Raw genomic sequence first — 22,109 nt, forward strand, 5'->3', positions numbered from 1 at the left:
GTTCGCCTTGCTTCAATTCTTCAGGGCCGCCTTTCATGCAGACCGACAACGCCGAGTACATCCGGCGCACCATCCGCAGTGTTCCGGACTGGCCCCAACCGGGTGTCGTGTTCCGCGACATCACGCCGGTTCTGCAAGACCCGCGTGCGTTCCGGGTGTTGATCGATCTGTTCGTCTACCGTTACATGCGCCAGCGCCTTGACCTGGTGGCGGGCGTGGATGCGCGCGGCTTCATCGTGGGCAGCGTGCTGGCCTATGAACTGAACCTGGGTTTCGTGCCGGTGCGCAAGAAGGGCAAATTGCCTTTTCGCACCGTGGCCGAGGAATACTCGCTTGAATACGGCAATGCCGCCGTCGAGATGCACACGGACTCCGTGCGCACGGGTCAACGGGTATTGCTGGTCGACGACCTGATCGCCACGGGTGGCACCATGCTGGCCGCGATCAAGCTGCTTCAGCGCCTGGGCGCGAACGTGGTTGAAGCCGCCGCCATCATCGATCTGCCCGATCTGGGCGGCTCGGCCAAGGTGGCCGCCACCGGCACGCCGCTCTACACGGTCTGTCAGTACGACGGCACCACGCCCTAACGCAACCCTTGAAACGCCGTAGGATGGGTGTAGCGCGCACGCCTGCTCACAAGAAATCAGGCGTCCAACGCGCGCAACCCATCAAGCAACGGTCATGACTCGGCACCGGTAGCCACATCAAGCAGCGGCGATGGCTTGGCAGCTTCAGCCACAACGAGCAGCGGCGATGGCTTGGCACCGGTAGCCCCATCAAGCAACGGTCATGACTCGGCACCGGTAGCCACAACAAGCAGCGGCGATGACTTGGCAGCTTCAGCCATAGCGAGCAGCGGCGATGACTCGGCACCGGTAGCCACATCAAGCAGCAGCGATGACCTGGCAGCCACAGCCACAGCGCAATCGCTGCTTGATGGGTTGCGCGCGTTCGCCAGCCGTGTTTCAGGGGCCGGCTTCTCGCGCTTCACCCATCCTACGAGTCCGACAAGCGGGGCTGAATGAAGTCCAGGAAAGCTTTCGTCTTGGCGGGCAGCATGCGCGAAGGCAGCAGCGCGAACAGCGGTAGCGGCGTCAGGCTCCAGTCGGGCAGCACCCGCACCAGCCCAGCCTGCTTGATGGCGCGTTCCATCGCATCGAATACCAGCAGTGGCGTGATGCCCAGGCCCTGACCCGCCAGGCGGCCCAGCATGCCGACATTGTTCGCCGACAGGCGGCCCGATACCTGCACACGCTCCACCTTATCGCCCGAATGGAGCATCCAAAAGGATGATTCCTCGCGCATGGTCGGCCGCAGGCACTCGTGGTGGGTCAAGTCGCCGGGCACGCGCGGTTCGCCATGGCGGGCCAGATAGTCGGGCGAGGCATACAGTTGATGCGCCATCAGCACGATCTTGCGTGAGATCAGGCTGGAATCGGGTTGTTGCCCGAAACGCAGGATCAGGTCGAACGGATTACTGATGGGATCGATCGGGCGCATGCTCAGATCGAAATCGCATTCGATGTCGGGATGCTGCTCGCGGAATTCGCTGATGACGGCGGGCAGGAACAATTGGGCCAGGCTGGTGGGCAGCGAGATGCGCAGCCGCCCTTTGGGCTGCACCGCCATGTCCAGCAATTGGTCGTGCGCGATGCGCGCTTCTTCCACGATGTGCCGGCAGCGTTCAAAGTAAATGGCGCCGGCTTCCGTCAGATCGATCTTGCGCGTGCTGCGGTTCAGCAGCCGCATGCCGACGCTGCGTTCCAGTTCGCTGACGCGGCGCGAGAGCGTGGACGTTGGAATATTCAAGGCTTCCGCGGCGTGGCTGAAGTTCTTGCGCTTGGCGACCTCGACAAAAAGCGCGATGTCGTTAAGCTGGATATCCATGGTGCCCTCGAGACTCAAAATTCCATTTCTGGCAGGTTTGTATGATAAATGGAAATATTGTCCCACCAGCAGAAATGTCTATTTATCCACACGGAACATCCCGTTGCGCGGATGGGGAATCCTGGGCGAGGTGTCTAGCTTGCGGAAGGCTGAACGCTGGCAACGCCCGCCACGCCTGGATCTTGGGAGTCAGTGCGCAAGAATCGCGCAGATTGTCCCGGATACATCGTGCAATTGTCCCATCCGTGAAAAGATGTTCACCAAAATAAGGGTTTTTACTAGGCGCCAATCACCAGATACTTCGTCCCAGCAATCAAACAGTCACGTCGCACCTGCCAGCCTGGCAGAAGACGTCGTGCAAGGTTTAGGATGGAGTCATCACAATGAAAGCGCTAGCAACCGCACTTATGGTCACCGCAACCCTGGTAGGCATGTCCGCCGCTCACGCCGATGGCAAGACGCGGGAACAGGTTCAACAAGAACTGCAAGCCGCCAAGGCCGCAGGCCAAGTCACGTTTGGTGAACTGGATTACCCGCCCGCCACCGTGCAGCAAACCGGCCTGACGCGCGATCAAGTCCAGCAAGAACTGCAAAGCGCCAAGGTCGCGGGTCAAGTGACCACCGCCGAACTGGACTACCCGCCTCGCGCCGCCATGTCGCAATCGGGTGGCAAGACCCGTGAGCAAGTCCGCCAGGAACTGGCTGAAGCCAAGGCTCGCGGTGAATACACCTTTGGTGAACTGGACTATCCGCCCAAGGGCAAGTAAGTCCTGAGGCTGGGCGGGATGCCGGATACCTGCATGCCAAGCCCCCCGGAGTGGTCACGAAAAACCCCTTGAGACGCCGAGGGGTTTTTTATTGCCTGCGCATTGCCGCGTAGTGTGGCGTTTTTGCCGCAAAACTGTGCGGCCGCATCAACAACTGTTGTCGGTGCATGTGGGGCATGAAGGGCGTCGGAATCGGGCCGCTTTCGATTTGCGAGCAATAATTCATATTTATTTTCAAGGCGTTAACGCAAGTTTCCACGCCTGGCGCGCTTCAGCTGGCCGTCATTATCCCAACCATGGAAAGTAGTTCGTCGAAATCCGGGTTACTTCGTGTGACGCCAAGCCGGACACTAGATTCAGTGCATGCGCCGCTTGCTTGTTTGCAGCGGCACGCAGATCCCCTTGCCTGGCATGGGAGGCCTGCGGTTTGCCTTTCATCTTGCCATTTTGGGGACTTTTATGAAGAAGACGCTATTGGCCGTCGCGTTGCTGGCAGGTTCTGCCGGCGCCGCGCAAGCCGCCGACTCCGTGACGCTGTACGGCTTGATCGACGCCGGTATCGGTTACGAGCAAGTGAAGTTCAATGGTGTGTCGCAAAGCCGTGTTGGCGGCGTGCAGGGCGTGAGCAGTGGCTCGCGCTTTGGCCTGCGTGGCACGGAAGACCTGGGTGACGGCTTGCGCGCCGTCTTCACGTTGGAAGGCGGCTTTGGCCCGATGAATGGCAAGTCGCTGCAAAACGGCCGCCTGTTTGGCCGTCAAGCCACCGTGGGTCTGGATAGCGATTCCTGGGGCCGTCTGGAATTCGGCCGTCAGACGAACCTGGCGTCCAAGTACTTCGGTTCGATCGACCCGTTCTCGATCAGCTACAACACCGCCAACATGGGTACGACGTTCGGTAGCGCCAACACGATGCGCCTGGACAACATGGTGCTGTATCAAACCCCCAGCCTGGGTGGCTTCAAGGCGGGCTTGGGCTACTCGTTCAGCGCCGATGATTCGGTTAGCGACACGACCCAGACCGGCTTCGCCACGGGCAACAACAACCGTGTGTTGACCGCTGGCGTGCAATACGTCAACGGCCCGCTGAACCTGGCTGCTGCTTACGACCGCTTCGATCCGACCAACAATCGCGTTGGCGGCAAGGACTCGGCACGCATTCAGGAATACATCGTCGGTGGTTCGTACGACTTTGAAGTGGTGAAGCTGGCCGCTGCTTTTGGCCAGACCCGCGACGGCTGGTTCGTTGGTCAGAACATGGGCACCACGCCCGATGGCATGAACAACCTGGGTTCGTTCAAGCTGGCTGATGGCTTTCGCGCCAACTCCTACATGATCGGCGCCACCGTGCCGTTGGGCCGCCACGCCATCTTCGGTTCCTGGCAGCGCGCCACCCCGGGCAACGACAAGCTGACGGGCGACGACGCCACGTTCAATGTCTACAGCCTGGGCTACACCTACGACTTCACCAAGCGCACCAACCTGTACGCATACGCCTCCTATGGCGACAACTATGCGTTCCAGCACGATGCGCGCGATACCGCGGTTGCCATGGGTATCCGCCACCGTTTCTAAGCGGCAAAAGCGCCTGACTGGACCTTGCTGAATGCGCGGCTTATCTCCGTAGGCCGCCGAGTGACAGCGAACCCCCCCTGCTTTTAGGTCCTGCCGGGCGTGTTTGACGTACAGAAGGGAAGGGCCTCCGCGAAGGAGGCCCTCTCGCATTGGGGCGACGGTTTCGTGCCCGGGTGCGTGTCTACAGGAACAGCTTGTAGGCAGGGTTGTCGGTTTCGTTCCAGTGCGGGTAGCCAAGTTCGGCGACGAACGTGCGGAATTGCTTCTTGTCCGCGGCCGGCACCTGGATGCCGATCAGGATGCGGCCGTAGTCGGCGCCCTGGTTGCGGTAGTGGAAGAGGCTGATGTTCCAGTCCGGATTCATGGCGTTCAGGAAGCGCATCAGTGCGCCCGGACGTTCCGGAAATTCAAAGCGGTACAGCAGTTCATCGCGCGCCAGCGCCGAACGCCCGCCCACCATGTGACGCAAGTGCGTCTTGGCCATTTCGTCGTGGGTCAGGTCCAGCGTGTCGAAGCCGTGGCGGCGGAAATTCGCGGCGATCTTGTCTGGCTCTGCCGCCGACGACACCTGGATGCCGACAAACACGTGGGCGCGATCCGAATCCGAGATGCGATAGTTGAACTCCGTGACGCTGCGTTCGCCCACCAATTGGCAGAAGCGGCGGAAGCTGCCGCGCTGCTCGGGCATGGTCACGGCAAAGACGGCCTCGCGCATCTCGCCCACTTCGGCGCGTTCGGCCACGAAGCGCAGACGGTCGAAGTTCATGTTCGCGCCGCAAGCGATGGCCACCAGCGTCTTGCCCTTCAGATGGTGTTCGGCTGCGTACTGCTTGGCGCCGGCAACCGCCATTGCTCCCGCCGGTTCCAAGACGCTGCGGGTGTCCTGGAAGACGTCCTTGATGGCGGCGCAGATCGAATCGGTGTCGACCACCACGAAGTCGTCGACGTACTTGCGGGTGAGCTTGAAGGTTTCGGCGCCCACCATCTTGACCGCGGTGCCGTCGGAAAACAGGCCCACGTCATTCAACTGCACGCGCCGGCCCGCGCGCACGCTGCGCAGCATGGCGTCGGAATCCTCGGTCTGCACGCCGATGATCTTGATCTCGGGCCGCAGCTGCTTGATATAGGTGGCCACGCCGGAAATCAGGCCGCCGCCGCCGATGGCGACGAAGATGGCGTCGATCGGACCCGGATGCTGGCGCAGGATCTCCATGCCCACCGTGCCTTGGCCAGCGATGACGTCGGGATCGTCGAAGGGATGCACGAACGTCAGCTTCTCTTTCTTTTCCAGGATCTGCGCGTGGGCGTAGGCGTCGGAGAAGCTTTCGCCTGCCAGCACGACTTCACCGCCCAGCCGGCGTACCGCATCGACCTTGACTTGCGGGCTGGTCGTGGGCATGACGATGACGGCGCGGCAACCCAGCCGGCTGGCGGCCAATGCCACGCCCTGGGCATGATTGCCGGCCGACGCCGCCAGAACGCCACGGTTGCGCACGGCAGGCGTCAGATTGGCCATCTTGTTGTAGGCCCCGCGCAGCTTGAAACTGAAAACGGCCTGGGTGTCTTCGCGTTTGAGCAGGACCGTGTTCGATATCCGCTGGGACAGCTGGGGCGCTATTTCCAGCGGCGATTCGACCGCGACGTCATAAACCTTGGAAGTCAGGATGCGTTTCAGATAGTCAGTGGACATGGACCGCGCGTAGGGGCAAGAGTGGGAAGATGGGGCAGATTATTGCAGGGAAACCCGCGTGGCCCGCAAGGTTTCTGATGGCAAGGATGTAGCGTGGACGGGCATCGCCACGATGAATCTTGGCAGGTATTGCCTGGCGCGCGGCTACACTCGCTCATCATGGAAGAAAGCCTCTTATCCGCTGTTCATTGGCTCCTGGGAGTGCTGGCGCTGCCCTCGGTGGGCTTGTCGGCTATTTTCACGGTGTCGCTCGTTTCGGCAACCTTGCTGCCGCTGGGCTCCGAGCCGGCGGTGTTCGGCTACATCAAACTGTCGCCCGATATGTTCTGGCCGGCCATCCTGGTGGCCACGGTGGGCAACACCATTGGCGGGGCGATCAGCTACGCGATGGGACTGGGCGCCGAACGCGCCGTGCAACGGTGGAAGGAAAAGCATCCCCACCCGCATCCCGACGCGACGGAGGGCGGGCGCATGCGCGGGCGTTGGAACGAGCGCGCCCACGACTGGCTGCATCGGATGGGGCCGCCGGCCCTGCTGCTGTCGTGGCTGCCCGCGGTGGGTGACCCGCTGTGCGCGGTGGCGGGATGGCTGCGGCTGTCTTTCTGGCCCTGCATGCTCTATATGGCCATTGGCAAATTCCTGCGCTATCTGGTGATGACCGCCAGCTTGCTGTGGTTCTTCCCCGGGCAGATCTAGCGCTGACATCAAGCTTAAAAGGGGACGGGTCGTTGCCGTCCACGACCACTTTTGGCCGGCTTCCTAGGGGTATTAGGGGTCAAGTCTCGCCAATGGCATAAAATAATTTTTTATGGGCCCCTCTTGCCGCCATGAACGCCCCACTCGCTAGCCACATCTTGAACGGGGCGATGCCGCCCGCAGCACCCGCGCGCTTGCGCGAAATTCCCTACAACTACACGTCTTTTTCCGACCGCGAGATTGTTGGCCGGTTGCTGGGCGATGACGCCTGGAGCCTGTTGAGCGATCTGCGCGGCGAACGCCGTACCGGCCGCTCCGCACGGATGCTGTACGAAGTGTTGGGCGACATCTGGGTGGTGCGCCGCAACCCGTACCTGCAAGACGACCTGCTGGACAACCCCAAGCGCCGCAAGCAGCTGATTGATGCCCTGCACCATCGCCTGGGCGAGATCGACCGCCGCCGTGAACCTGGCGTTGCCGCAGGCGAAGGCCATGACCCGCACCGCGATGAGAAGGTCGTCGGCCTGCTGGCGCGGGCCCGTTCCGCCATTGCCGCGTTTGAGGGCGAATTCGACCAGACCACCATGATGCGCAAGCAGGCGCAAAAGGTGCTGGGCCGCATCACGGCGCGCGACAACATCAAGTTCGACGGCCTGTCGCGCGTGTCCCACGTGACCGACGCGACCGACTGGCGCGTGGAGTACCCCTTCGTGGTGCTGACGCCGGATACCGAAGACGAGATCGCCGCGCTGGTCACCGCCTGTATTGAACTGGGCCTGACCATCGTCCCGCGCGGGGGCGGCACCGGCTATACCGGCGGCGCCATTCCGCTGACGTGGAAGTCGGCCGTCATCAATACCGAAAAATTCGACAAGCTGGGCAAGGTCGAGTCCTGTATCTTGCCCGGGCTGACCGAGCCCGTGGCCGTCATCCATGCCGGCGCCGGCGTGGTGACCAAGCGGGTGTCGGAAGCGGCCGAGGCCGCCGGCTTCGTGTTCGCCGTGGATCCGACGTCCGCCGAAGCCTCGTGCGTGGGTGGCAACATCGCCATGAACGCGGGCGGCAAGAAGGCCGTGCTGTGGGGCACCGCACTGGACAACCTGGCCTGGTGGCGCATGGTTGACCCGGACGGCAACTGGCTGGAAGTGACGCGCCTGGAACACAACATGGGCAAGATCCATGACGTGGAGATGGCGCGCTTCGAGCTCAAGTGGTTTGATGGCCGAGGCAAGCCGGGCGAACGCCTGCTCAAGACCGAGACCCTGGAAATCAAGGGCCGCGTGTTCCGCAAGGAAGGGCTGGGCAAGGACGTTACCGACAAGTTCCTGGCCGGTCTGCCCGGCATCCAGAAGGAAGGTTGCGACGGCCTGATCACGTCCGCGCGCTGGGTGCTGCACCGCATGCCGCGCCACACGCGCACTGTCTGCATGGAATTCTTCGGGCAGGCGCGCGACGCCATTCCGTCGATCGTCGAGGTCAAGGGCTACCTGGATGGCGAGGGCCGTGCCCGCGGCGCGATCCTGGCGGGCCTGGAACACCTGGATGAACGCTATCTGCGCGCGGTGGGTTACGCCACCAAGAGCAAGCGCGGCGTGCTGCCCAAGATGGTCCTGATCGGCGATATCGTCGGCGATGACGATGACGCCGTGGCCGCCGCCGCCAGCGAGGTCGTGCGCCTGGCCAATACGCGCCATGGCGAAGGATTTGTCGCCGTCAGCCCTGAGGCGCGCAAGAAATTCTGGCTGGACCGCTCGCGCACCGCCGCCATCGCGCGTCATACCAACGCCTTCAAGATCAATGAAGACGTGGTGATTCCGCTGCCCCGCATGGGTGAATACACGGATCACATCGAACGCATCAACATCGAACTGTCCACCCGCAACAAGCTCAAGCTATTGGGCGCGCTGGATGCTTATCTCTGTACGCCGCTGCCGGTGGGCAAGGCGGATGATGCGGACATCGAAAGCACCCGCGCCGAAGTCTTGGCCGACCGCACGCGCCAGGCCCTGGAGCTGCTGGGCGCCACGCGCCAGCGCTGGCAATGGCTGCTGGACAACCTGGATCTGCCGTTGGGGCAGGCCCTGCCGCAATTGCAGGGGCTGGGCCTGGGCGACGTGCAGGCGGCGCTGACCGAGCGCCTGGCCGCGCAACCGCAAGCCCTGGTGTTCGACGTGGTGCAAGACCGCACGATCCGCGTGTCCTGGAAGACCGAAGTGTTGGTCGGCCTGCAACGCACGTTCTCGGGCGCAGCCTACAAGAAGATCGTCGACGAACTGATCGCCATTCATGGCCGCGTGCTCAAGAGCCGTGTGTTCGTGGCACTGCACATGCACGCAGGCGACGGCAACGTGCACACCAACTTGCCGGTCAACTCCGACGATTACGAAATGCTGCGCGAGGCCCACCAGGCCGTCGAGCGCATCATGCAGATCGCCCGCGACCTGGACGGCGTGATTTCCGGCGAACACGGCATCGGCCTGACCAAGTATGAATTCCTGACGGAAGCCGAATTGGCGCCGTTCCAGGACTACAAGCGCCGCGTGGATCCCAACGGCCACTTCAACGCCGGCAAGCTGATGCCGGGCGCCGACCTGCGCCACGCCTGGACGCCCAGCTTCAACCTGATGGGCCACGAGTCGCTGATCATGCAGCAAAGCGACATCGGCGCCATCTCGGAATCCATCAAGGACTGTCTGCGTTGCGGCAAGTGCAAGCCCGTGTGCGCCACCCACGTGCCGCGCGCGAACCTGCTGTATTCGCCGCGCAACAAAATCCTGGCGACCTCGCTGCTGGTCGAAGCCTTTCTGTACGAAGAGCAAACCCGTCGTGGCGTCAGCCTGAAGCACTGGGAAGAATTTGAAGACGTGGCAGACCACTGCACCGTTTGCCACAAGTGCTACAACCCCTGTCCGGTGGACATCGATTTCGGCGACGTGTCGATGAACATGCGCGCCGTGTTGCGCCGCATGGGCCGCAAGTCGTTCAACCCGGGCACGGCCAGCGCCATGTTCTTCCTGAACGCCAAGGACCCGGCCACCATCAACGCCACGCGCAAAGCGATGGTGGGGGTGGGCTACAAGGTGCAGCGCGCCGCGCACGATCTGTTTTCGGGCCTGGTGAAAAAGCAGACGGCCAAGCCGCCGGCCACCGTCGGCAAGCCGCCGCTGCGCGAGCAGATCGTGCACTTCGTGAACAAGAAGATGCCGGGCGGGCTGCCCAAGCAGGCGGCGCGCAAGCTGCTGGACATCGAAGACGCGAACTATGTGCCGATCATCCGCGATCCCAAGGCCACCACGGCCGACACGGAAGCGGTGTTCTACTTCCCGGGCTGCGGGTCCGAGCGGCTGTTCTCGCAAGTGGGCCTGGCCACGCAAGCCATGCTGTGGCATGCGGGCGTGCAGACCGTGCTGCCGCCGGGCTACCTGTGCTGTGGCTACCCCCAGCGCGGCAACGGCATGACGGACAAGGCCGAACAGATCATCACCGACAACCGGGTGTTGTTCCATCGGGTCGCCAACACGCTGAACTACCTGGACATCAAGACGGTGGTGGTCAGCTGCGGTACCTGCTACGACCAGCTGTCGGGCTATGAGTTCGACAAGATCTTCCCCGGCTGCCGCCTGATCGACATCCACGAATACCTGCTCGAAAAGGGCATCAAACTGGAAGGCGCCAAGGGCGTGCGCTACATGTACCACGACCCCTGCCACACGCCGATGAAGCTGCAAGAACCGATGAAGACGGTACGCGCCCTGGTGGGCGATGACGCCATCAAGAGCGATCGTTGCTGCGGCGAATCCGGCACCTTGGCGGTCAGCCGGCCGGACATCTCCACGCAGGTGCGCTTCCGCAAGCAGGAAGAGTTGCAGAAGGGCGACGCCGCGCTGCGCAGTGATGGCTTCACGGGCGACGTGAAGGTGCTGACTTCCTGCCCGTCGTGCCTGCAAGGGCTGTCGCGCTATGAAGGCGACACGGGCATGGACGCGGATTACATCGTGGTCGAAATGGCTCGCCACATCCTGGGCGAAGGCTGGATGGAAGACTACGTGAAGCGCGCCAACGCCGGCGGCATCGAGCGCGTGCTGGTGTAATCGGCATAGGGCTTCCCGCGCCCTGTCCGGGCGCGGGGGCGCCTTCTTTCCCCATTTTTTCTCCATTTCGCCGACTCTTGAAGTCGGCGAAATTGCTCCCATCATTGGTCATGAAGCGATCAGGCCTGCGGTCGCGGTTGTGGCGATTGCGTTGTGTCTTGATCGGTCCCTTTTCACTCGGGAGACCAACATGAGCAACTTTCCATTCAGCGATAGCGGCTTTGCATCCGCCTTCGACACCATCCAGGAGCATATGGGCCGCGTTCTGCGTGGCGCCGGCCTGCCGGCCGCCTTGCGCGCCACGCCGCAGGCGTTGTTTCCGCCCGTCAACGTCGGTGTGTCCGGCGATTCGATTGAAGTGGTCGCGTTCGTGCCGGGCATGGAGCCCGATGGCTTGAACGTCACCCTCGAAAAGCGCGTACTGACCATCAGCGGCGAACGCAGCGCGCCGGAACTTCCGGAAAACGCGCGCTATTACGCCCGCGAACGTGCCCATGGCCGCTATGTGCGGGTCATTGAACTGCCTGCCGACGTGGACCCAGAGCAAGTCCAGGCGCGCTATGTCGACGGCTGCCTGGCCATTTCGATCAAACGCAAGGAATCGTCCAAGCCCCGCGTCGTGACCGTGCAGTGAGTCCCGCCGCCAACCGCTACAAGGAGCATCGATCATGAATGAACGCAAAGACCTGGCCGTGACCCCGGACGAGTCCGCTTCGCGCAAGCCCGAGGCCCGTGCCGTTACCGTGCCCGCCGTGGATATCTTTGAAGGCCCGGAAGGCATCACCCTGGCCGCCGACCTGCCCGGCGTCTCGAAAGAGCGGCTGCACATCAATGTGGAGTCGGACGTGCTGGTGATCGAGGGCGAGGCGTCCGTCGCCACGCCCGGCGATCTGCAACTGGTGCTGGGTGAACTGCGCGCACCGCTGTTCCGGCGCTCGTTCCGGCTGGGACAGGAATTCGATCGGGCGCAGATCAGCGCCAGCCTGAAGCAAGGCGTGCTGACGTTGCATATCCCGCGTATGCGGGAAGCCCAGCCGCGGCGCATTCCGGTCTTGGCGGGTTGACCTCCGCCTGCCGCGCGGCAGGCACGCCAAAGCGCAGTAAAAAAGCCGCGGCCAGTGATGGCCGCGGCTTTTCCTTACGTGCCGGGAAGCGCCGCTACGGCTATTCCAGCTTGATGTTCGCCTTCTTGATCACGTCCGCCCACGCACTGCGCTCTTGCTCGGCGTAGGCCTTGAAGTCCTGTGCCGACATCGGCATCGGGATCACGCCCATATCCAGCATCTTCTGCGAGACGGCAGGCGTCTTGAGCGTGGCGTCCAGATCGGCCGACAGCTTCTTGACCACCGCTTCCGGCACGCCGGCCGGGCCCACCAGGCCTTGCCAGGCGTAGGCCGTGAAGTTGGCCACGCCCTGTTCAGCCATCGTGGGCGTGTCGGGCAGCACCGACACGCGCTCAGGCGTGGCGGCGGCCAGGACGCGCAGCTTGCCAGCCTTGACGTTAGGCAGGCCCGAGGCCAGATCGATGAACATCACATCCACCTGTCCGCCCAGCAGATCCTGGATCGCCGGGGCGGCGCCCTTGTAGGGCACGTGCAGCAAGTTGGCGCCCGTGCGCTGCTTGAAGAGCTCCAACGCCAGGTGATGGGGCGAGCCCGCGCCGGCGGAGGCCGCCGTCAGCTTGCCGGGTTCCTTCTTGGCGGCGGCCAGCACGTCGTCCACCGTCTTGTAGGGCGAGTTGACGTTCACGGCCAGCAGCAGCGGGAACTTGGCGATGCCGCCGATATAGGTGAACTTGGCCGGGTCGTAGGACAGCTTGGCGTACAACGAAGAATTGAACGCCAGCGTGCCGGAGTCGGCCGTGCCGATCATGTAGCCGGTGGGGTCGGATTGCGCGATGGCGGTGGCGCCGATGATGGTGGCGGCGCCGGGGCGGTTTTCCACCACGATGGTCTGGCCCAGGGGTTTTTCCAGGCCGCTGGCGACCGTGCGGGCGACGACGTCGGTGCCGCCGCCGGCCGGGTAGGGCACGATCCAGCGGATCGGCTGCGTGGGCCAGGTTTGGGCGGACGCCGTGGCGGCGGCAAGCGACAGGGCGGCAAGCGCCAATAGGCGCCGTGCGGGGTTCTGCATGGGGTGTCTCCTCGTGCGGGGTCTGTATTGAGCGCGACGTCGGCTGCGTCTAGTGTTGCGCCGTCAGTCTGCGTCGCTATTTTTGCGACGCTATTATGCCTCGCGTTCCCATTGGAAAGGGGGGCTTGTGCCCCCCTGTTTTCCCGCACTGCACCACGCCGGGGGCTACTGCGGATCGGGGTAGGTGCGCGCGCCAAAGATGGCCGTGCCGATGCGCACTTCCGTCGATCCTTCCTCGATCGCCAGTTCAAAGTCGCCGCTCATGCCCATCGACAGCCGGTCCAGCGAGATCCCGGCAATGTCTTCGGCCCGCAAGCGGTCGCGGAGTTCGCGCAGCGCGCGAAAGCAGGCGCGCACGGCGTCGGGGTCGGGCGAATTGACGGCCAGGGTCATCAAGCCTTTCACCCGCAGCGTGGGGAATTCCGCGGCGATGCGGCGCAGGAAGGCGGACACGTCTTCGGGGGCCATGCCGAACTTGCTGGGTTCGGTAGAGGTTTTGACTTGCACCAGCACGTCCAGCGTCCGGCCCTCGTTTTGCAGGCGGCGGTGCAGGGCTTCGGCCAGATCGGCGCGGTCCAGCGACTGGACTTCCGTGGCGTCGCGGGCGGCGTCTTTCGACTTGTTGGTCTGTAGGTGCCCGATCAGCACCCATTGCAGGCCCTGGCCCGCCAGCGCGGCGGCCTTCTGGCGGATTTCCTGCGTCTTGTTTTCGCCAAACCGGGTCAGGCCCAGCGCCATGGCTTCGCGGATCGCGTCCACGTCGAAGGTTTTGCTGACGGGCAGCAGGACCACGCTGTCGGGGGCCCGGCCGGCGCGCACGCAGGCCGCCGCAATGCGTTGCTGAATCTGGGCAAGGCGCCCGGCCATGGTGTCTACGACGGTCATGCAGCTCTCTTGCAGGAACAGGATGTCCCATAGTGTAGGACTGTGCAGGATGGTTTCGCCACACTGGCCGTTTTCGCCGTTGACCCTGTGTAATCGCCAGGCTTAGAATTTGTAGAGATTTGTTTATATTTCAATGTTCTATGCCCGCCTGTGCCGCCTCTTGGGCGATACGGTTTCCCACTTCTCCAGTCCCCCCGCCATGTCCAGCGCTGCGCCAGAATACGCTTTTGCCACGCCTTTCCTGAATCCCCCCGCTTCTCCCATCCGATCGCTGATGCCCTACGCTCTGCGGCCGGGCACGATTTCGCTAGCGGGCGGCTATCCCGCGCAAGAACTCTTCGACGTGGATGGCCTGTCGATCGCATCGACGCAGGTCCTGGCCCGTTTGGGCGCTTGCCTGCAATATTCCAACATCGACGGCCAGGCCAGCCTGCGCCACGAATTGGCGCGCTTGTCCGCCGCGCGTGGCCTGAACTGCAACGCCGACACGGAATTGATGGTCACGGGCGGGTCCCAGCAAGCGCTGGCGCTGCTGACCCGCGTGATGCTGCAACCGGGCGATCACGCCATCATTGAATCGCCCGCCTTCCCGAACTCCGTGCAGGCGCTGCGCTACACCGGCGCCACGGTCCACACCGTGCCGTCGGGCCCGGACGGCATCGACGTGGATGCGCTGGACGAACTGGCCGCCCGCATCAAGCCCAAGATGGTCTGCGTGGTCGCGTCGTTCTCGAACCCCTGCGGCGCCACCCTCACGCGCCAACGCCGCTTGCGGCTGCTGGAGCTGGCGGTGAAGCACCGCTTCTTGATTGTCGAAGACGATCCCTACAGCGAACTGCGCTTCGCCGGCGAAGCGGTGCCGCCGATCGCGGCCCTGGCCGAAGGCGAAGCCCGTCATTGGGCCGTGTATCTGGCCAGCATGTCCAAGACCATGGCGCCCGCGTTGCGTATTGGCTGGTTGGTCGCGCCGGCCGAGATCCGCCGCCGTTGCGTGGGCGCCAAGGCGGCCGACGACATGGCCTCGTCCGCCTGGATCCAGGAAACGGTGGCGCAGTACCTGGCCAACGGCCGCTACGAAGAGCACGTGCCGCGCATCCGCGCCGCCTACGGTTTGCGCTGCGACGCGATGGCCGAGGCGTTGGCCCGTGAACTGAACGGCCGCATCAGCTTCAGCAAACCCGAAGGCGGCATGTTCTTCTGGGCCCGCCTGACGGGCGAGGTGGACGCCACGCGCTTGTTGCCCTATGCCATCGAGCACGAAGTGGTCTATGTGCCGGGCAAGGCCTTTTACGCCCAGGCCGAACAGGCAGACCTGTTTGCCATGCGCATGTCGTTCGCCACGATGAACGAAAGCCAGATCGCCCAGGGCATGGTCCGGCTGGGCCGCGCGCTGGAAGCCTGCGAAGCCAACGAACCCGTGTCGATCTCGCTGGCGGCTTGATCGCGGCCAAGGCCGGCTGTGCCGGCCTTGGTTATGCTTGGGCCCTGTCCGCCCGAGCCTGGGCGGACATACCTAAATAAGCGCTTGTTATTTGGCGCGGGCGCTTCATGTCTATAAGCTTCTTGCCTCGGCGCGTCCTCGCGCACGGCATAACAGGAATCCAGGTCATGAACATTGCAAAAGGGTTGGTGGGCGCGGCGCTCTTGATGGCGGCAGCGCAAGGCGCACAGGCGGCAACGCTGGATGTCGTGCGTCAGCGCGGCGCCGTGGCGTGCGGCACGACCACGGGCTTCGCGGGCTTTTCGGCGCCCGATGCGCAAGGCAAATGGCAGGGGCTGGACGTGGATCTATGCCGTGCGATCGCCGCGGCGGTCTTCGGGGACGCCAACAAGATCAAGGTGGTGCCGCTGAATTCGCAGCAGCGCTTTACCGCGCTGCAATCGGGCGAAGTGGACGTGCTGACGCGCAACACTACCGTGACGCAGCAGCGCGACACCGCGCTGGGCATCATCCACGCGGGCATCAATTTCTACGACGGCCAGGGTTTCCTGGTGCCGAAGTCGCTGGGCGTGAAGAGCGCCAAAGAGATCAACGGCGCCACCATCTGCCTGCAAACCGGCACGTCCAACGAGAACACGCTGGCCGACTGGGCGCGCGCCAATAACGTGACGTACAAGCCGGTGGTGATCGAGACCTTCAACGAAGTGGTCAACGCCTTCGCCGCTGGCCGTTGCGACGTCTTTTCCACGGACGCATCTGGCCTGGCCTCGATCCGCATCTCCAAAATGCAGAATCCCGACGATTATGTCGTGCTGCCGGAAATCATCTCCAAAGAGCCGTTGGGCCCCTTTGTGCGCCAAGGCGACGATGCGTGGCTGAACATCGTGCGCTGGTCGCTGTCGGCGATGATCGAGGCGGAAGAGTACGGCGTCACGTCCAAGAACGTGGATGAGCAAGCAAAGAGCGCCAACCCCAACATCAAGCGCATTCTGGGCGTCACGCCCGGCGGCGGCGCCAACCTGGGGCTGGACGAAAAGTGGGCCTACAACATCGTCAAGCAGGTGGGCAATTACGGCGAGAGCTTCGAGCGCAACGTGGGCGAAGGCAGCCCGCTGAAGATCAAGCGCGGCCTGAATGCGCAATGGACGCAGGGCGGCCTGATGTACGCATTGCCGATCCGCTGACACCGACCCGCTGACATCGATGCGCTGACGCCGATTCGATGACACCGATGCGCTGACACCGATGCGATGGGTTGCGCGCGCTGCATGGCAATGTTCTTGCCTTTAGCTTGCCGCGCTACACCCATCCTACGGCGACAAGCGGATTTCGTAGGATGGGTGTAGCGCGGCACTGCCTGCCATGAATGGGTTGGTGCGGATCGCGCGCAACCCATCACCCTGCCATGAACGGGTTGGCGCGGATCGCGCGCAACCCATCACCCCCGCCGATACACCTGCGCAATCTTCACGAAGGCGCCGCGCAATTCTCGCGTGCCTCCTTGCAGGATCACCGGCCGTCCCCGGTGGGTGAACACCACCAGCCGCTTTGAGAACAACATGGGCACGAAGCGGGCGTGGCGCACGTCTTCCCAGGCGACTTCGCGGCGCGTGAACCAGGTCTGGCGCAAGCCGCGTTCATCGATGGTGGTGATCGACGTCTGCATGTGCCAGGACACGAACAGCAGCCCCACGAAGCACAGCACCACCACGATCGCCAGCACGGTGTCGAAGGGTTGGGCCGGGGCCCGGATGGCGGTCGTCACCACCTGAACGCCCAGCACGGCCAGGATCACCCAGGCCAGGATACGCACCCAGTCGGGCCAGGCTTGGCCCGACAGAGGCAGTGGGCCGATCTCGCGCAGCAGCGCTGCGCGGTCTTCCGCGGTGGGAGCGGTGTCAGGCGTGGTCATGCGGCCCGTTTGGCGGCGATGGCGTTGCCGGCCCGGCTGGAACCCTTGCGGTTCAGGTGCGCCGACATCCATTGGCCAATATCGACCACGGCGTCAAAGTCCACGCCGGTATCGATGTCCAGGCCGCGCAGCATGTACAGCACGTCTTCGGTCGCGACGTTGCCGGTGGCGCCCTTGGCGTACGGGCAGCCACCCAGGCCGGCGACGGAAGTATGGAAAATGGAGATGCCGGTTTCCAGCGCGGCCAGGATGTTGGCCAGCGCCTGGCCGTAGGTGTCGTGGAAATGGCCGGACACATGGGCCGGATTGACCACCCGCGTAACTGCCGACATCACGTCGCGCACGCGCTGAGGCGTGCCGACGCCGATGGTGTCAGCCACGTCGATTTCGTCGACTTGCATCGCCAGGTAGCGCTGCGCCACGTCCACCACCGATTCCACGGGAACGTCGCCCTGATAAGGACAGCCCAGCGCGCAGCTGATGCTGCCGCGCACGCGGATGCCGGCTTCGCGCGCGGCTTGCACCACGGGCTCGAAGCGAGCGATGGATTCGGCGATGGAGCAGTTGATGTTCTTTTGCGAGAACGCTTCGCTGGCGGCGCCGAAGATCACGATCTCGTCCGCGCCGGCGGCCAGCGCGCCTTCAAAGCCCTTCATGTTCGGCGTCAGCACCGAATAGATCGTGCCCGGACGGCGTTCGATGCGCGCCATCACGTCGGCGCCATCGGCCATCTGCGGCACCCATTTGGGCGACACGAACGAGGCGGCTTCCACATTCGGGAAGCCAGCTGCGGCCAGGCGGTTGACCAGTTCCACCTTGACGTCGGTGGGCACGAATTCCTTTTCATTTTGCAGGCCGTCGCGAGGCGACACCTCGACGATCTTCACGCGGGAGGGCAAAGCCATGTCTCTTCCTGGTTCGGTATTGGATGACGCGGCGCGCAAGTCTGCGGCGCTAGCGCCAATATTAGCGCCATCGCGTGGCGTCCACCTTGCGCGAGGCGGTTTGGGGGACGGACCTACTTCAGGCGTTGGTAGCGGCCGTCGTCCAAGCGGGCGATGCGGCCTTGCAACTCCAGTTCGACCAGTTGCGCCTGCAAGTCGCCGATGCCCAGCGCCAAGCGCGCCTGGATGGCGTCCAGGTGTAGCGGGTCGAAGCCCAGCGCGTCCAGCACGGGGTGGTCGGGCAGCGGCGCCGTCGGCCGGGGCGCGTTGCGGGGCGTTGGCGTCGGACCTCCGCCGAGTTCGTCGGTGATATCCGCCGCCGTTTCCACCAGTTTGGCGCCTTGACGGATCAGGGCATGACAGCCACGCGACAACGGCGAATGGATGGAACCGGGGATGGCGAAAACCTCGCGCCCGCTTTCGCCTGCGAGCCGGGCCGTGATGAGCGATCCGCTTTGCTTGGCGGCTTCCACCACCAACACGCCACGCGACAGGCCAGCCACGATGCGGTTGCGTTTGGGAAAGTGCGCGGGCAGGGCACCCGTGCCCAGGGGAAATTCAGAGACCAGCGCGCCGTGCGCCGCGATGCGGTGCGCCAGGTCGCGGTGGCGGGCGGGGTAGATGCGGTCAATGCCGGTGCCCATGACGGCGACCGTGCCCGCGCCGTCGGGGCCGGCGTCCAGCGCGCCTTCGTGCGCAGCCGCGTCGATGCCCAGCGCCAATCCGCTGACAACACGCCAGCCGTGCGCGGCCAGATGGCGGGCGAATGCGCGGGCGTTTTCCTGGCCGCCCGGTGTGGCATTGCGTGCACCCACGACGGCAAGCGAGGGACCTTGCAGATATGCCGGATCGCCTGCGACATACAGCAGGATGGGCGGGTCAGCGATGGTCAGCAGACTTTGCGGATAGGTGGGGTCGGCCAGCGTCAGGATGTGGCGGCCGGGGGCGCTGACCCATTCCAAGGCGCTGTCCACCTGCGCCGCCATGTCGTCCGGCATGGGCGCGGCCAATTGGCGGGCCAACGCCTCGGGAACATGGCGGACCAGCGCCGTGGCGCGCTGGGCGTAGATTTGCTCGGGCATGCCCAGGGCGCCCAGCAATAGGCAGGCGGTGGCGGAACCGATGTCGGGTTCCAGAGACAGCCGCAGCCAGGCGGACAGTTCAGAGGAAGAATGCGTAAGCGGCATGGGGGAGGGCGCGTCGGGCGTCGAGTAGTGCGTGAGTGTCGCATGCGGGGCGGACGCACCTGCCGCGGCGGGACGGAATGGTCACGCAAGGCCGTCATGCCCTTCGCGGATAAACCGGGGACGCTGCAATGCCTGCAATCCTTGACTTAGCTGAAAACTATTAGAAATCAAGACTCTAATGAATTAAACTCTTAGGTAAGCATCAATCACTGGCGATACCCCTTCAATGGCTTTACTTCCTATCCTTCGCTACCCGGACCCGCGCTTGCACAAAAAGGCCAAGCCGGTAGCCGAGGTCGACGACCGCATCCGTCAACTGGTGCGCGACATGGCCGAGACCATGTATGACGCGCCGGGTGTCGGCTTGGCCGCGACCCAGGTCGACGTGCACGAGCGCGTGGTCGTGATCGACGTGTCCGAGGAAGGCAATCAACTGCTGACCTTGATCAATCCCGTGATCACCTGGCACAGCGACGACTACAAGATCTACGAAGAAGGCTGTCTGTCCGTGCCCGGCGTCTACGACGAGGTGGAACGCGCCTCACGTATCCGCTGCAAGGCGCTGGACATCGACGGCAAGCCGTTCGAGTTTGAAGCCGACGGTCTGCTGGCCGTCTGCGTGCAACACGAACTGGATCACCTGGAAGGCAAGGTCTTTGTTGAATACTTGTCCAACCTGAAGCAGAACCGTATCAAGACCAGGCTGAAGAAGGCCGAGCGCGAAGCGCTGCGCGACTGATTCCCGTTTTCCACTTTCTGGTCTTTCCCCATGCGCCTCGTTTTTGCCGGCACGCCGGAATTCGCCCGTATCGCTTTTGACGCCTTGCGGGCCGCAGGGCATGACATCGCCTTGGTCATGACGCAGCCCGACCGCCCCGCGGGCCGCGGACTCAAGCTGACGCCCAGCCCGGTCAAGCAGGCCGCACTGGACGCCGGCATTCCCGTCGCCCAGCCGCGCAGCCTGCGCCTGGATGGCCGCTACCCGGACGAAGCCGCCGAAGCCCGCGCGCTGTTGGAACAGATTGCGCCCGACGTCATGGTGGTGGCGGCCTACGGGCTGATCTTGCCGCAATGGGTGCTGGACTTGCCACGCCTGGGTTGCCTGAATATTCACGCCAGCCTGTTGCCACGCTGGCGTGGCGCGGCACCCATCCAACGCGCGATCGAGGCCGGCGATGCCCAGACGGGCGTGACGATCATGCAGATGGACGCGGGGTTGGACACGGGCGACATGCTGCTGGAGCGCGTGGTGCCGATCACGGGCGACACGAACGCGGCGCAATTGCACGACGCCCTGGCACTGGCCGGGGGCGAAGCCATTGTCGAAGCCTTGAACGGCCTGGCCCAAGGTGGCCTGACCCCGGCCAAGCAGCCGGAAGCGGGCGTGACCTACGCGGCCAAACTGGACAAGGCGGAAGCCGCGCTGGATTGCACGCAGCCGGCCGATCTGCTGGAGCGCCGCGTGCGCGCATTCAACCCGGTGCCTGGCGCCAGTATCCGCCTGCCGGGCTTGCCCGACCCGGTGAAGGTCTGGCGCGCGCAGGCGTTGGCGTCGCCCACGACCGCCGAGCCCGGCAGCGTGGTGCGCGCCGATGCGTCCGGCATCGATATCGCGACCGGTAGCGGCGTGCTGCGTTTGCTTGAGTTGCAGAAGGCGGGCGGCAAGCGCCAGCCGGTGGATGTCTTTGTACGAGGCTGGCAGCCGGCCTGATCCGTCAGCGCGGGCGGGCGGCCAGCAAATCCAGGTAGGCGCCCGACAGCAGTTGCGCGGGCGCCACGCCCAGCCCGGCCATCAAGGTCCGGGCTTCTTCCATGCCGGCTTCAGCGCTTTCGCCGTCGCGCAGCACCACTTCCAACTCCATGAATTCCCCTAGGCCCTCCACCCGGTCCAGGTGGATGCGAGTGCGTCCGGCCAGGTACACCCGGCGTTGCTTTTTCACGCGGCCGATCACGCCATAAGCCAACGCAAGCGCGTCACGCAAGGTGTCGGGCGAATCCGTCGGCGAGATCACGTAGAAGCTCTCTTTCGGTCCCGTGTCGTCGGCGCGGCGATAAAAGATCAATTCACCCGTGCCATCGGCGAACGCGCGCAGTTTCAGGCGGCCGTTGACGCAGGTGAAGAAGGTGTCGTCCTGGGCGATGAGGATGGGTTCCTGCCCGGACAGCGCGGCGGCCAGCGGTTCCAGGGCGTCCAGGCTGTCGACTTGCGCCTTGATTTCGACGTTGCGAGCCATGGGGGCGCGTCCTTGTGCGGTGTTCAGTACAACGTGCTGGCCACGCGGGCGGGCAGGTCGCGGTCGTAGGTTGCGCCGTCAAAGGTGCCGGCGGTCAGGTCGGACAGGATGCGGCCGGTACTGGGCAAGGCGCTGCGCGGCACTTGCGTCGCGGGGTCCCACAGGCGTGAGCGCAGCAGGGCGCGCGAACACTGGAAATACACGGTCTGCACGTCGATGATCAGCACGGAGCGCGGCAGCTTGCCGTCCATCTCGAAGCGCGCCAACAAGGCGGGTTCCACGCTGATGCGAGCCGTGCCGTTCACACGCAGGGTCTCGCCCACGCCCGGCACCAGGAACAGCAGCGCTACGCGGGGATCGGCCAGGATGTTCAGCAGACTGTCGATGCGGTTGTTGCCACGGCGATCGGGCATCAGCAGCGTCTTCTCGTCTTCGACCACGACGAAGCCCGCGGGATCTCCACGCGGTGATGCGTCCAGCCCATCCGGGCCCGAGGTGCCCAGCATCGCGAACGGCGCAGCTTCAATGAAGGCGCGATAGTGCGGATGCACGTGATCGACCTCCTTCTTCAGCGACGCTTCGCCGGGCGATCCATACAGCGCCTGCAAGGCGGCGGCGTCGGTGACCAGATGGGCGGGATCGGTGTGCATGGCGGGGTCCGGAGTCCGGG

Annotated in this window: 20 protein-coding genes; 11 read left to right on the forward strand and 9 right to left on the reverse strand. The window is 64.1% G+C overall.

Annotation, left to right across the window (positions count from 1 at the left end):
• Nucleotides 1–35: 35 nt before the first annotated feature.
• On the forward strand, nucleotides 36–587 hold the full coding sequence (locus HV753_RS24235) for an adenine phosphoribosyltransferase (protein WP_175177131.1): 552 nt from the start codon (nucleotides 36–38) through the stop codon (nucleotides 585–587).
• Nucleotides 588–996: 409 nt separating this feature from the next.
• Here the strand turns inward: HV753_RS24235 and HV753_RS24240 are convergent, their stop codons facing one another.
• On the reverse strand, nucleotides 997–1,887 hold the full coding sequence (locus tag HV753_RS24240; protein WP_175177132.1) for a LysR family transcriptional regulator: 891 nt from the start codon (nucleotides 1,885–1,887) through the stop codon (nucleotides 997–999).
• Nucleotides 1,888–2,270: 383 nt separating this feature from the next.
• Between HV753_RS24240 and HV753_RS24245 the strand changes: the two genes are divergently transcribed.
• Nucleotides 2,271–2,654, forward strand: coding sequence for a DUF4148 domain-containing protein (locus tag HV753_RS24245; RefSeq protein ID WP_175177133.1), 384 nt, complete (start codon nucleotides 2,271–2,273; stop codon nucleotides 2,652–2,654).
• Nucleotides 2,655–3,113: 459 nt separating this feature from the next.
• Complete coding sequence (locus HV753_RS24250; protein ID WP_175177134.1) at nucleotides 3,114–4,226, forward strand: porin; 1,113 nt, start codon at nucleotides 3,114–3,116, stop codon at nucleotides 4,224–4,226.
• Between the two features lie 181 nt (nucleotides 4,227–4,407).
• Here HV753_RS24250 and ilvA read toward each other — a convergent pair whose 3' ends face one another.
• A complete protein-coding gene (gene ilvA / locus HV753_RS24255) occupies nucleotides 4,408–5,916 on the reverse strand; it encodes a threonine ammonia-lyase, biosynthetic (RefSeq protein ID WP_175177135.1) in 1,509 nt (502 codons plus the stop codon).
• A gap of 159 nt (nucleotides 5,917–6,075) precedes the next feature.
• On the opposite strand from ilvA, the gene HV753_RS24260 reads away from it, so the two are divergent.
• The 4 genes from HV753_RS24260 to HV753_RS24275 all read left to right on the forward strand — a co-directional run bounded on the left by HV753_RS24260 (nucleotide 6,076) and on the right by HV753_RS24275 (nucleotide 11,767).
• On the forward strand, nucleotides 6,076–6,612 hold the full coding sequence (locus HV753_RS24260; protein ID WP_175177136.1) for a YqaA family protein: 537 nt from the start codon (nucleotides 6,076–6,078) through the stop codon (nucleotides 6,610–6,612).
• Nucleotides 6,613–6,743: 131 nt separating this feature from the next.
• Complete coding sequence (locus HV753_RS24265; protein ID WP_175177137.1) at nucleotides 6,744–10,703, forward strand: DUF3683 domain-containing protein; 3,960 nt, start codon at nucleotides 6,744–6,746, stop codon at nucleotides 10,701–10,703.
• A 190-nt stretch (nucleotides 10,704–10,893) separates the two neighbouring features.
• Nucleotides 10,894–11,337, forward strand: coding sequence for an Hsp20/alpha crystallin family protein (locus HV753_RS24270; RefSeq protein WP_175177138.1), 444 nt, complete (start codon nucleotides 10,894–10,896; stop codon nucleotides 11,335–11,337).
• Between the two features lie 34 nt (nucleotides 11,338–11,371).
• Nucleotides 11,372–11,767 carry an Hsp20/alpha crystallin family protein gene (locus HV753_RS24275; RefSeq protein WP_175177139.1) on the forward strand — a complete coding sequence of 132 codons (396 nt, stop codon included), beginning with the start codon at nucleotides 11,372–11,374 and terminating at the stop codon, nucleotides 11,765–11,767.
• Nucleotides 11,768–11,867: 100 nt separating this feature from the next.
• Here the strand turns inward: HV753_RS24275 and HV753_RS24280 are convergent, their stop codons facing one another.
• Nucleotides 11,868–12,836, reverse strand: coding sequence for a Bug family tripartite tricarboxylate transporter substrate binding protein (locus HV753_RS24280; protein WP_175177140.1), 969 nt, complete (start codon nucleotides 12,834–12,836; stop codon nucleotides 11,868–11,870).
• A 165-nt stretch (nucleotides 12,837–13,001) separates the two neighbouring features.
• Nucleotides 13,002–13,721: a YggS family pyridoxal phosphate-dependent enzyme gene (locus tag HV753_RS24285; RefSeq protein WP_175177141.1), complete on the reverse strand. Its 720-nt coding sequence runs from the start codon at nucleotides 13,719–13,721 to the stop codon at nucleotides 13,002–13,004.
• A 199-nt stretch (nucleotides 13,722–13,920) separates the two neighbouring features.
• Here HV753_RS24285 and HV753_RS24290 point away from each other — a divergent pair, with 199 nt between their 5' ends.
• Together HV753_RS24290 and HV753_RS24295 are read left to right on the forward strand one after the other, a co-directional pair.
• Complete coding sequence (locus tag HV753_RS24290) at nucleotides 13,921–15,162, forward strand: aminotransferase-like domain-containing protein (RefSeq protein ID WP_175177142.1); 1,242 nt, start codon at nucleotides 13,921–13,923, stop codon at nucleotides 15,160–15,162.
• 167 nt (nucleotides 15,163–15,329) lie between these two features.
• Entirely contained in the window at nucleotides 15,330–16,346 is a 1,017-nt protein-coding gene (locus HV753_RS24295) for an amino acid ABC transporter substrate-binding protein (RefSeq protein WP_175177143.1), read from the forward strand.
• A 254-nt stretch (nucleotides 16,347–16,600) separates the two neighbouring features.
• On the opposite strand, the gene HV753_RS24300 is transcribed toward HV753_RS24295, so the two are convergent.
• From HV753_RS24300 to dprA, 3 genes are all read right to left on the reverse strand, one after another.
• Nucleotides 16,601–17,074 carry a hypothetical protein gene (locus tag HV753_RS24300; RefSeq protein ID WP_175177144.1) on the reverse strand — a complete coding sequence of 158 codons (474 nt, stop codon included), beginning with the start codon at nucleotides 17,072–17,074 and terminating at the stop codon, nucleotides 16,601–16,603.
• Nucleotides 17,071–17,979: a hydroxymethylglutaryl-CoA lyase gene (locus tag HV753_RS24305; RefSeq protein ID WP_175177145.1), complete on the reverse strand. Its 909-nt coding sequence runs from the start codon at nucleotides 17,977–17,979 to the stop codon at nucleotides 17,071–17,073. Before HV753_RS24305 ends, HV753_RS24300 begins: the two co-directional genes overlap by 4 nt.
• 113 nt (nucleotides 17,980–18,092) lie before the next feature.
• Complete coding sequence (gene dprA, locus HV753_RS24310; RefSeq protein WP_175177146.1) at nucleotides 18,093–19,205, reverse strand: DNA-processing protein DprA; 1,113 nt, start codon at nucleotides 19,203–19,205, stop codon at nucleotides 18,093–18,095.
• A gap of 226 nt (nucleotides 19,206–19,431) precedes the next feature.
• Between dprA and def the strand changes: the two genes are divergently transcribed.
• Together def and fmt are read left to right on the forward strand one after the other, a co-directional pair.
• Nucleotides 19,432–19,944, forward strand: coding sequence for a peptide deformylase (def, locus tag HV753_RS24315; protein ID WP_175177147.1), 513 nt, complete (start codon nucleotides 19,432–19,434; stop codon nucleotides 19,942–19,944).
• 30 nt (nucleotides 19,945–19,974) lie between these two features.
• Nucleotides 19,975–20,916 (forward strand): methionyl-tRNA formyltransferase, encoded by a 942-nt coding sequence (gene fmt, locus HV753_RS24320; protein ID WP_175177148.1) that lies wholly within the window; start codon nucleotides 19,975–19,977, stop codon nucleotides 20,914–20,916.
• Between the two features lie 4 nt (nucleotides 20,917–20,920).
• On the opposite strand, the gene HV753_RS24325 is transcribed toward fmt, so the two are convergent.
• Complete coding sequence (locus HV753_RS24325; RefSeq protein WP_175177149.1) at nucleotides 20,921–21,439, reverse strand: class IV adenylate cyclase; 519 nt, start codon at nucleotides 21,437–21,439, stop codon at nucleotides 20,921–20,923.
• A gap of 23 nt (nucleotides 21,440–21,462) precedes the next feature.
• The gene (locus tag HV753_RS24330; RefSeq protein WP_175177150.1) at nucleotides 21,463–22,089 is read right to left on the reverse strand and encodes a pyridoxamine 5'-phosphate oxidase family protein; all 627 of its coding nucleotides are present in this window, start codon (nucleotides 22,087–22,089) and stop codon (nucleotides 21,463–21,465) included.
• Between the last annotated feature and the right edge of the window lie 20 nt (nucleotides 22,090–22,109).

This window comes from Achromobacter pestifer, assembly GCF_902859625.1.
GTDB lineage: Bacteria > Pseudomonadota > Gammaproteobacteria > Burkholderiales > Burkholderiaceae_B > Achromobacter > Achromobacter pestifer.

Bases quoted from the DNA above. Each gene is read 5' to 3' on its own strand.
- fmt (WP_175177148.1), top strand. From the start codon at position 19,975: ATGCGCCTCGTTTTTGCCGGCACGCCGGAATTCGCCCGTATCGCTTTT.
- HV753_RS24240 (WP_175177132.1), bottom strand. From the start codon at position 1,887: ATGGATATCCAGCTTAACGACATCGCGCTTTTTGTCGAGGTCGCCAAG.
- HV753_RS24235 (WP_175177131.1), top strand. From the start codon at position 36: ATGCAGACCGACAACGCCGAGTACATCCGGCGCACCATCCGCAGTGTT.
- ilvA (WP_175177135.1), bottom strand. From the start codon at position 5,916: ATGTCCACTGACTATCTGAAACGCATCCTGACTTCCAAGGTTTATGAC.
- HV753_RS24295 (WP_175177143.1), top strand. From the start codon at position 15,330: ATGAACATTGCAAAAGGGTTGGTGGGCGCGGCGCTCTTGATGGCGGCA.
- def (WP_175177147.1), top strand. From the start codon at position 19,432: ATGGCTTTACTTCCTATCCTTCGCTACCCGGACCCGCGCTTGCACAAA.
- HV753_RS24275 (WP_175177139.1), top strand. From the start codon at position 11,372: ATGAATGAACGCAAAGACCTGGCCGTGACCCCGGACGAGTCCGCTTCG.
- HV753_RS24300 (WP_175177144.1), bottom strand. From the start codon at position 17,074: ATGACCACGCCTGACACCGCTCCCACCGCGGAAGACCGCGCAGCGCTG.
- HV753_RS24250 (WP_175177134.1), top strand. From the start codon at position 3,114: ATGAAGAAGACGCTATTGGCCGTCGCGTTGCTGGCAGGTTCTGCCGGC.
- HV753_RS24270 (WP_175177138.1), top strand. From the start codon at position 10,894: ATGAGCAACTTTCCATTCAGCGATAGCGGCTTTGCATCCGCCTTCGAC.
- HV753_RS24330 (WP_175177150.1), bottom strand. From the start codon at position 22,089: ATGCACACCGATCCCGCCCATCTGGTCACCGACGCCGCCGCCTTGCAG.
- HV753_RS24285 (WP_175177141.1), bottom strand. From the start codon at position 13,721: ATGACCGTCGTAGACACCATGGCCGGGCGCCTTGCCCAGATTCAGCAA.
- HV753_RS24325 (WP_175177149.1), bottom strand. From the start codon at position 21,439: ATGGCTCGCAACGTCGAAATCAAGGCGCAAGTCGACAGCCTGGACGCC.
- HV753_RS24305 (WP_175177145.1), bottom strand. From the start codon at position 17,979: ATGGCTTTGCCCTCCCGCGTGAAGATCGTCGAGGTGTCGCCTCGCGAC.
- HV753_RS24280 (WP_175177140.1), bottom strand. From the start codon at position 12,836: ATGCAGAACCCCGCACGGCGCCTATTGGCGCTTGCCGCCCTGTCGCTT.
- HV753_RS24260 (WP_175177136.1), top strand. From the start codon at position 6,076: ATGGAAGAAAGCCTCTTATCCGCTGTTCATTGGCTCCTGGGAGTGCTG.
- HV753_RS24265 (WP_175177137.1), top strand. From the start codon at position 6,744: ATGAACGCCCCACTCGCTAGCCACATCTTGAACGGGGCGATGCCGCCC.
- dprA (WP_175177146.1), bottom strand. From the start codon at position 19,205: ATGCCGCTTACGCATTCTTCCTCTGAACTGTCCGCCTGGCTGCGGCTG.
- HV753_RS24245 (WP_175177133.1), top strand. From the start codon at position 2,271: ATGAAAGCGCTAGCAACCGCACTTATGGTCACCGCAACCCTGGTAGGC.
- HV753_RS24290 (WP_175177142.1), top strand. From the start codon at position 13,921: ATGTCCAGCGCTGCGCCAGAATACGCTTTTGCCACGCCTTTCCTGAAT.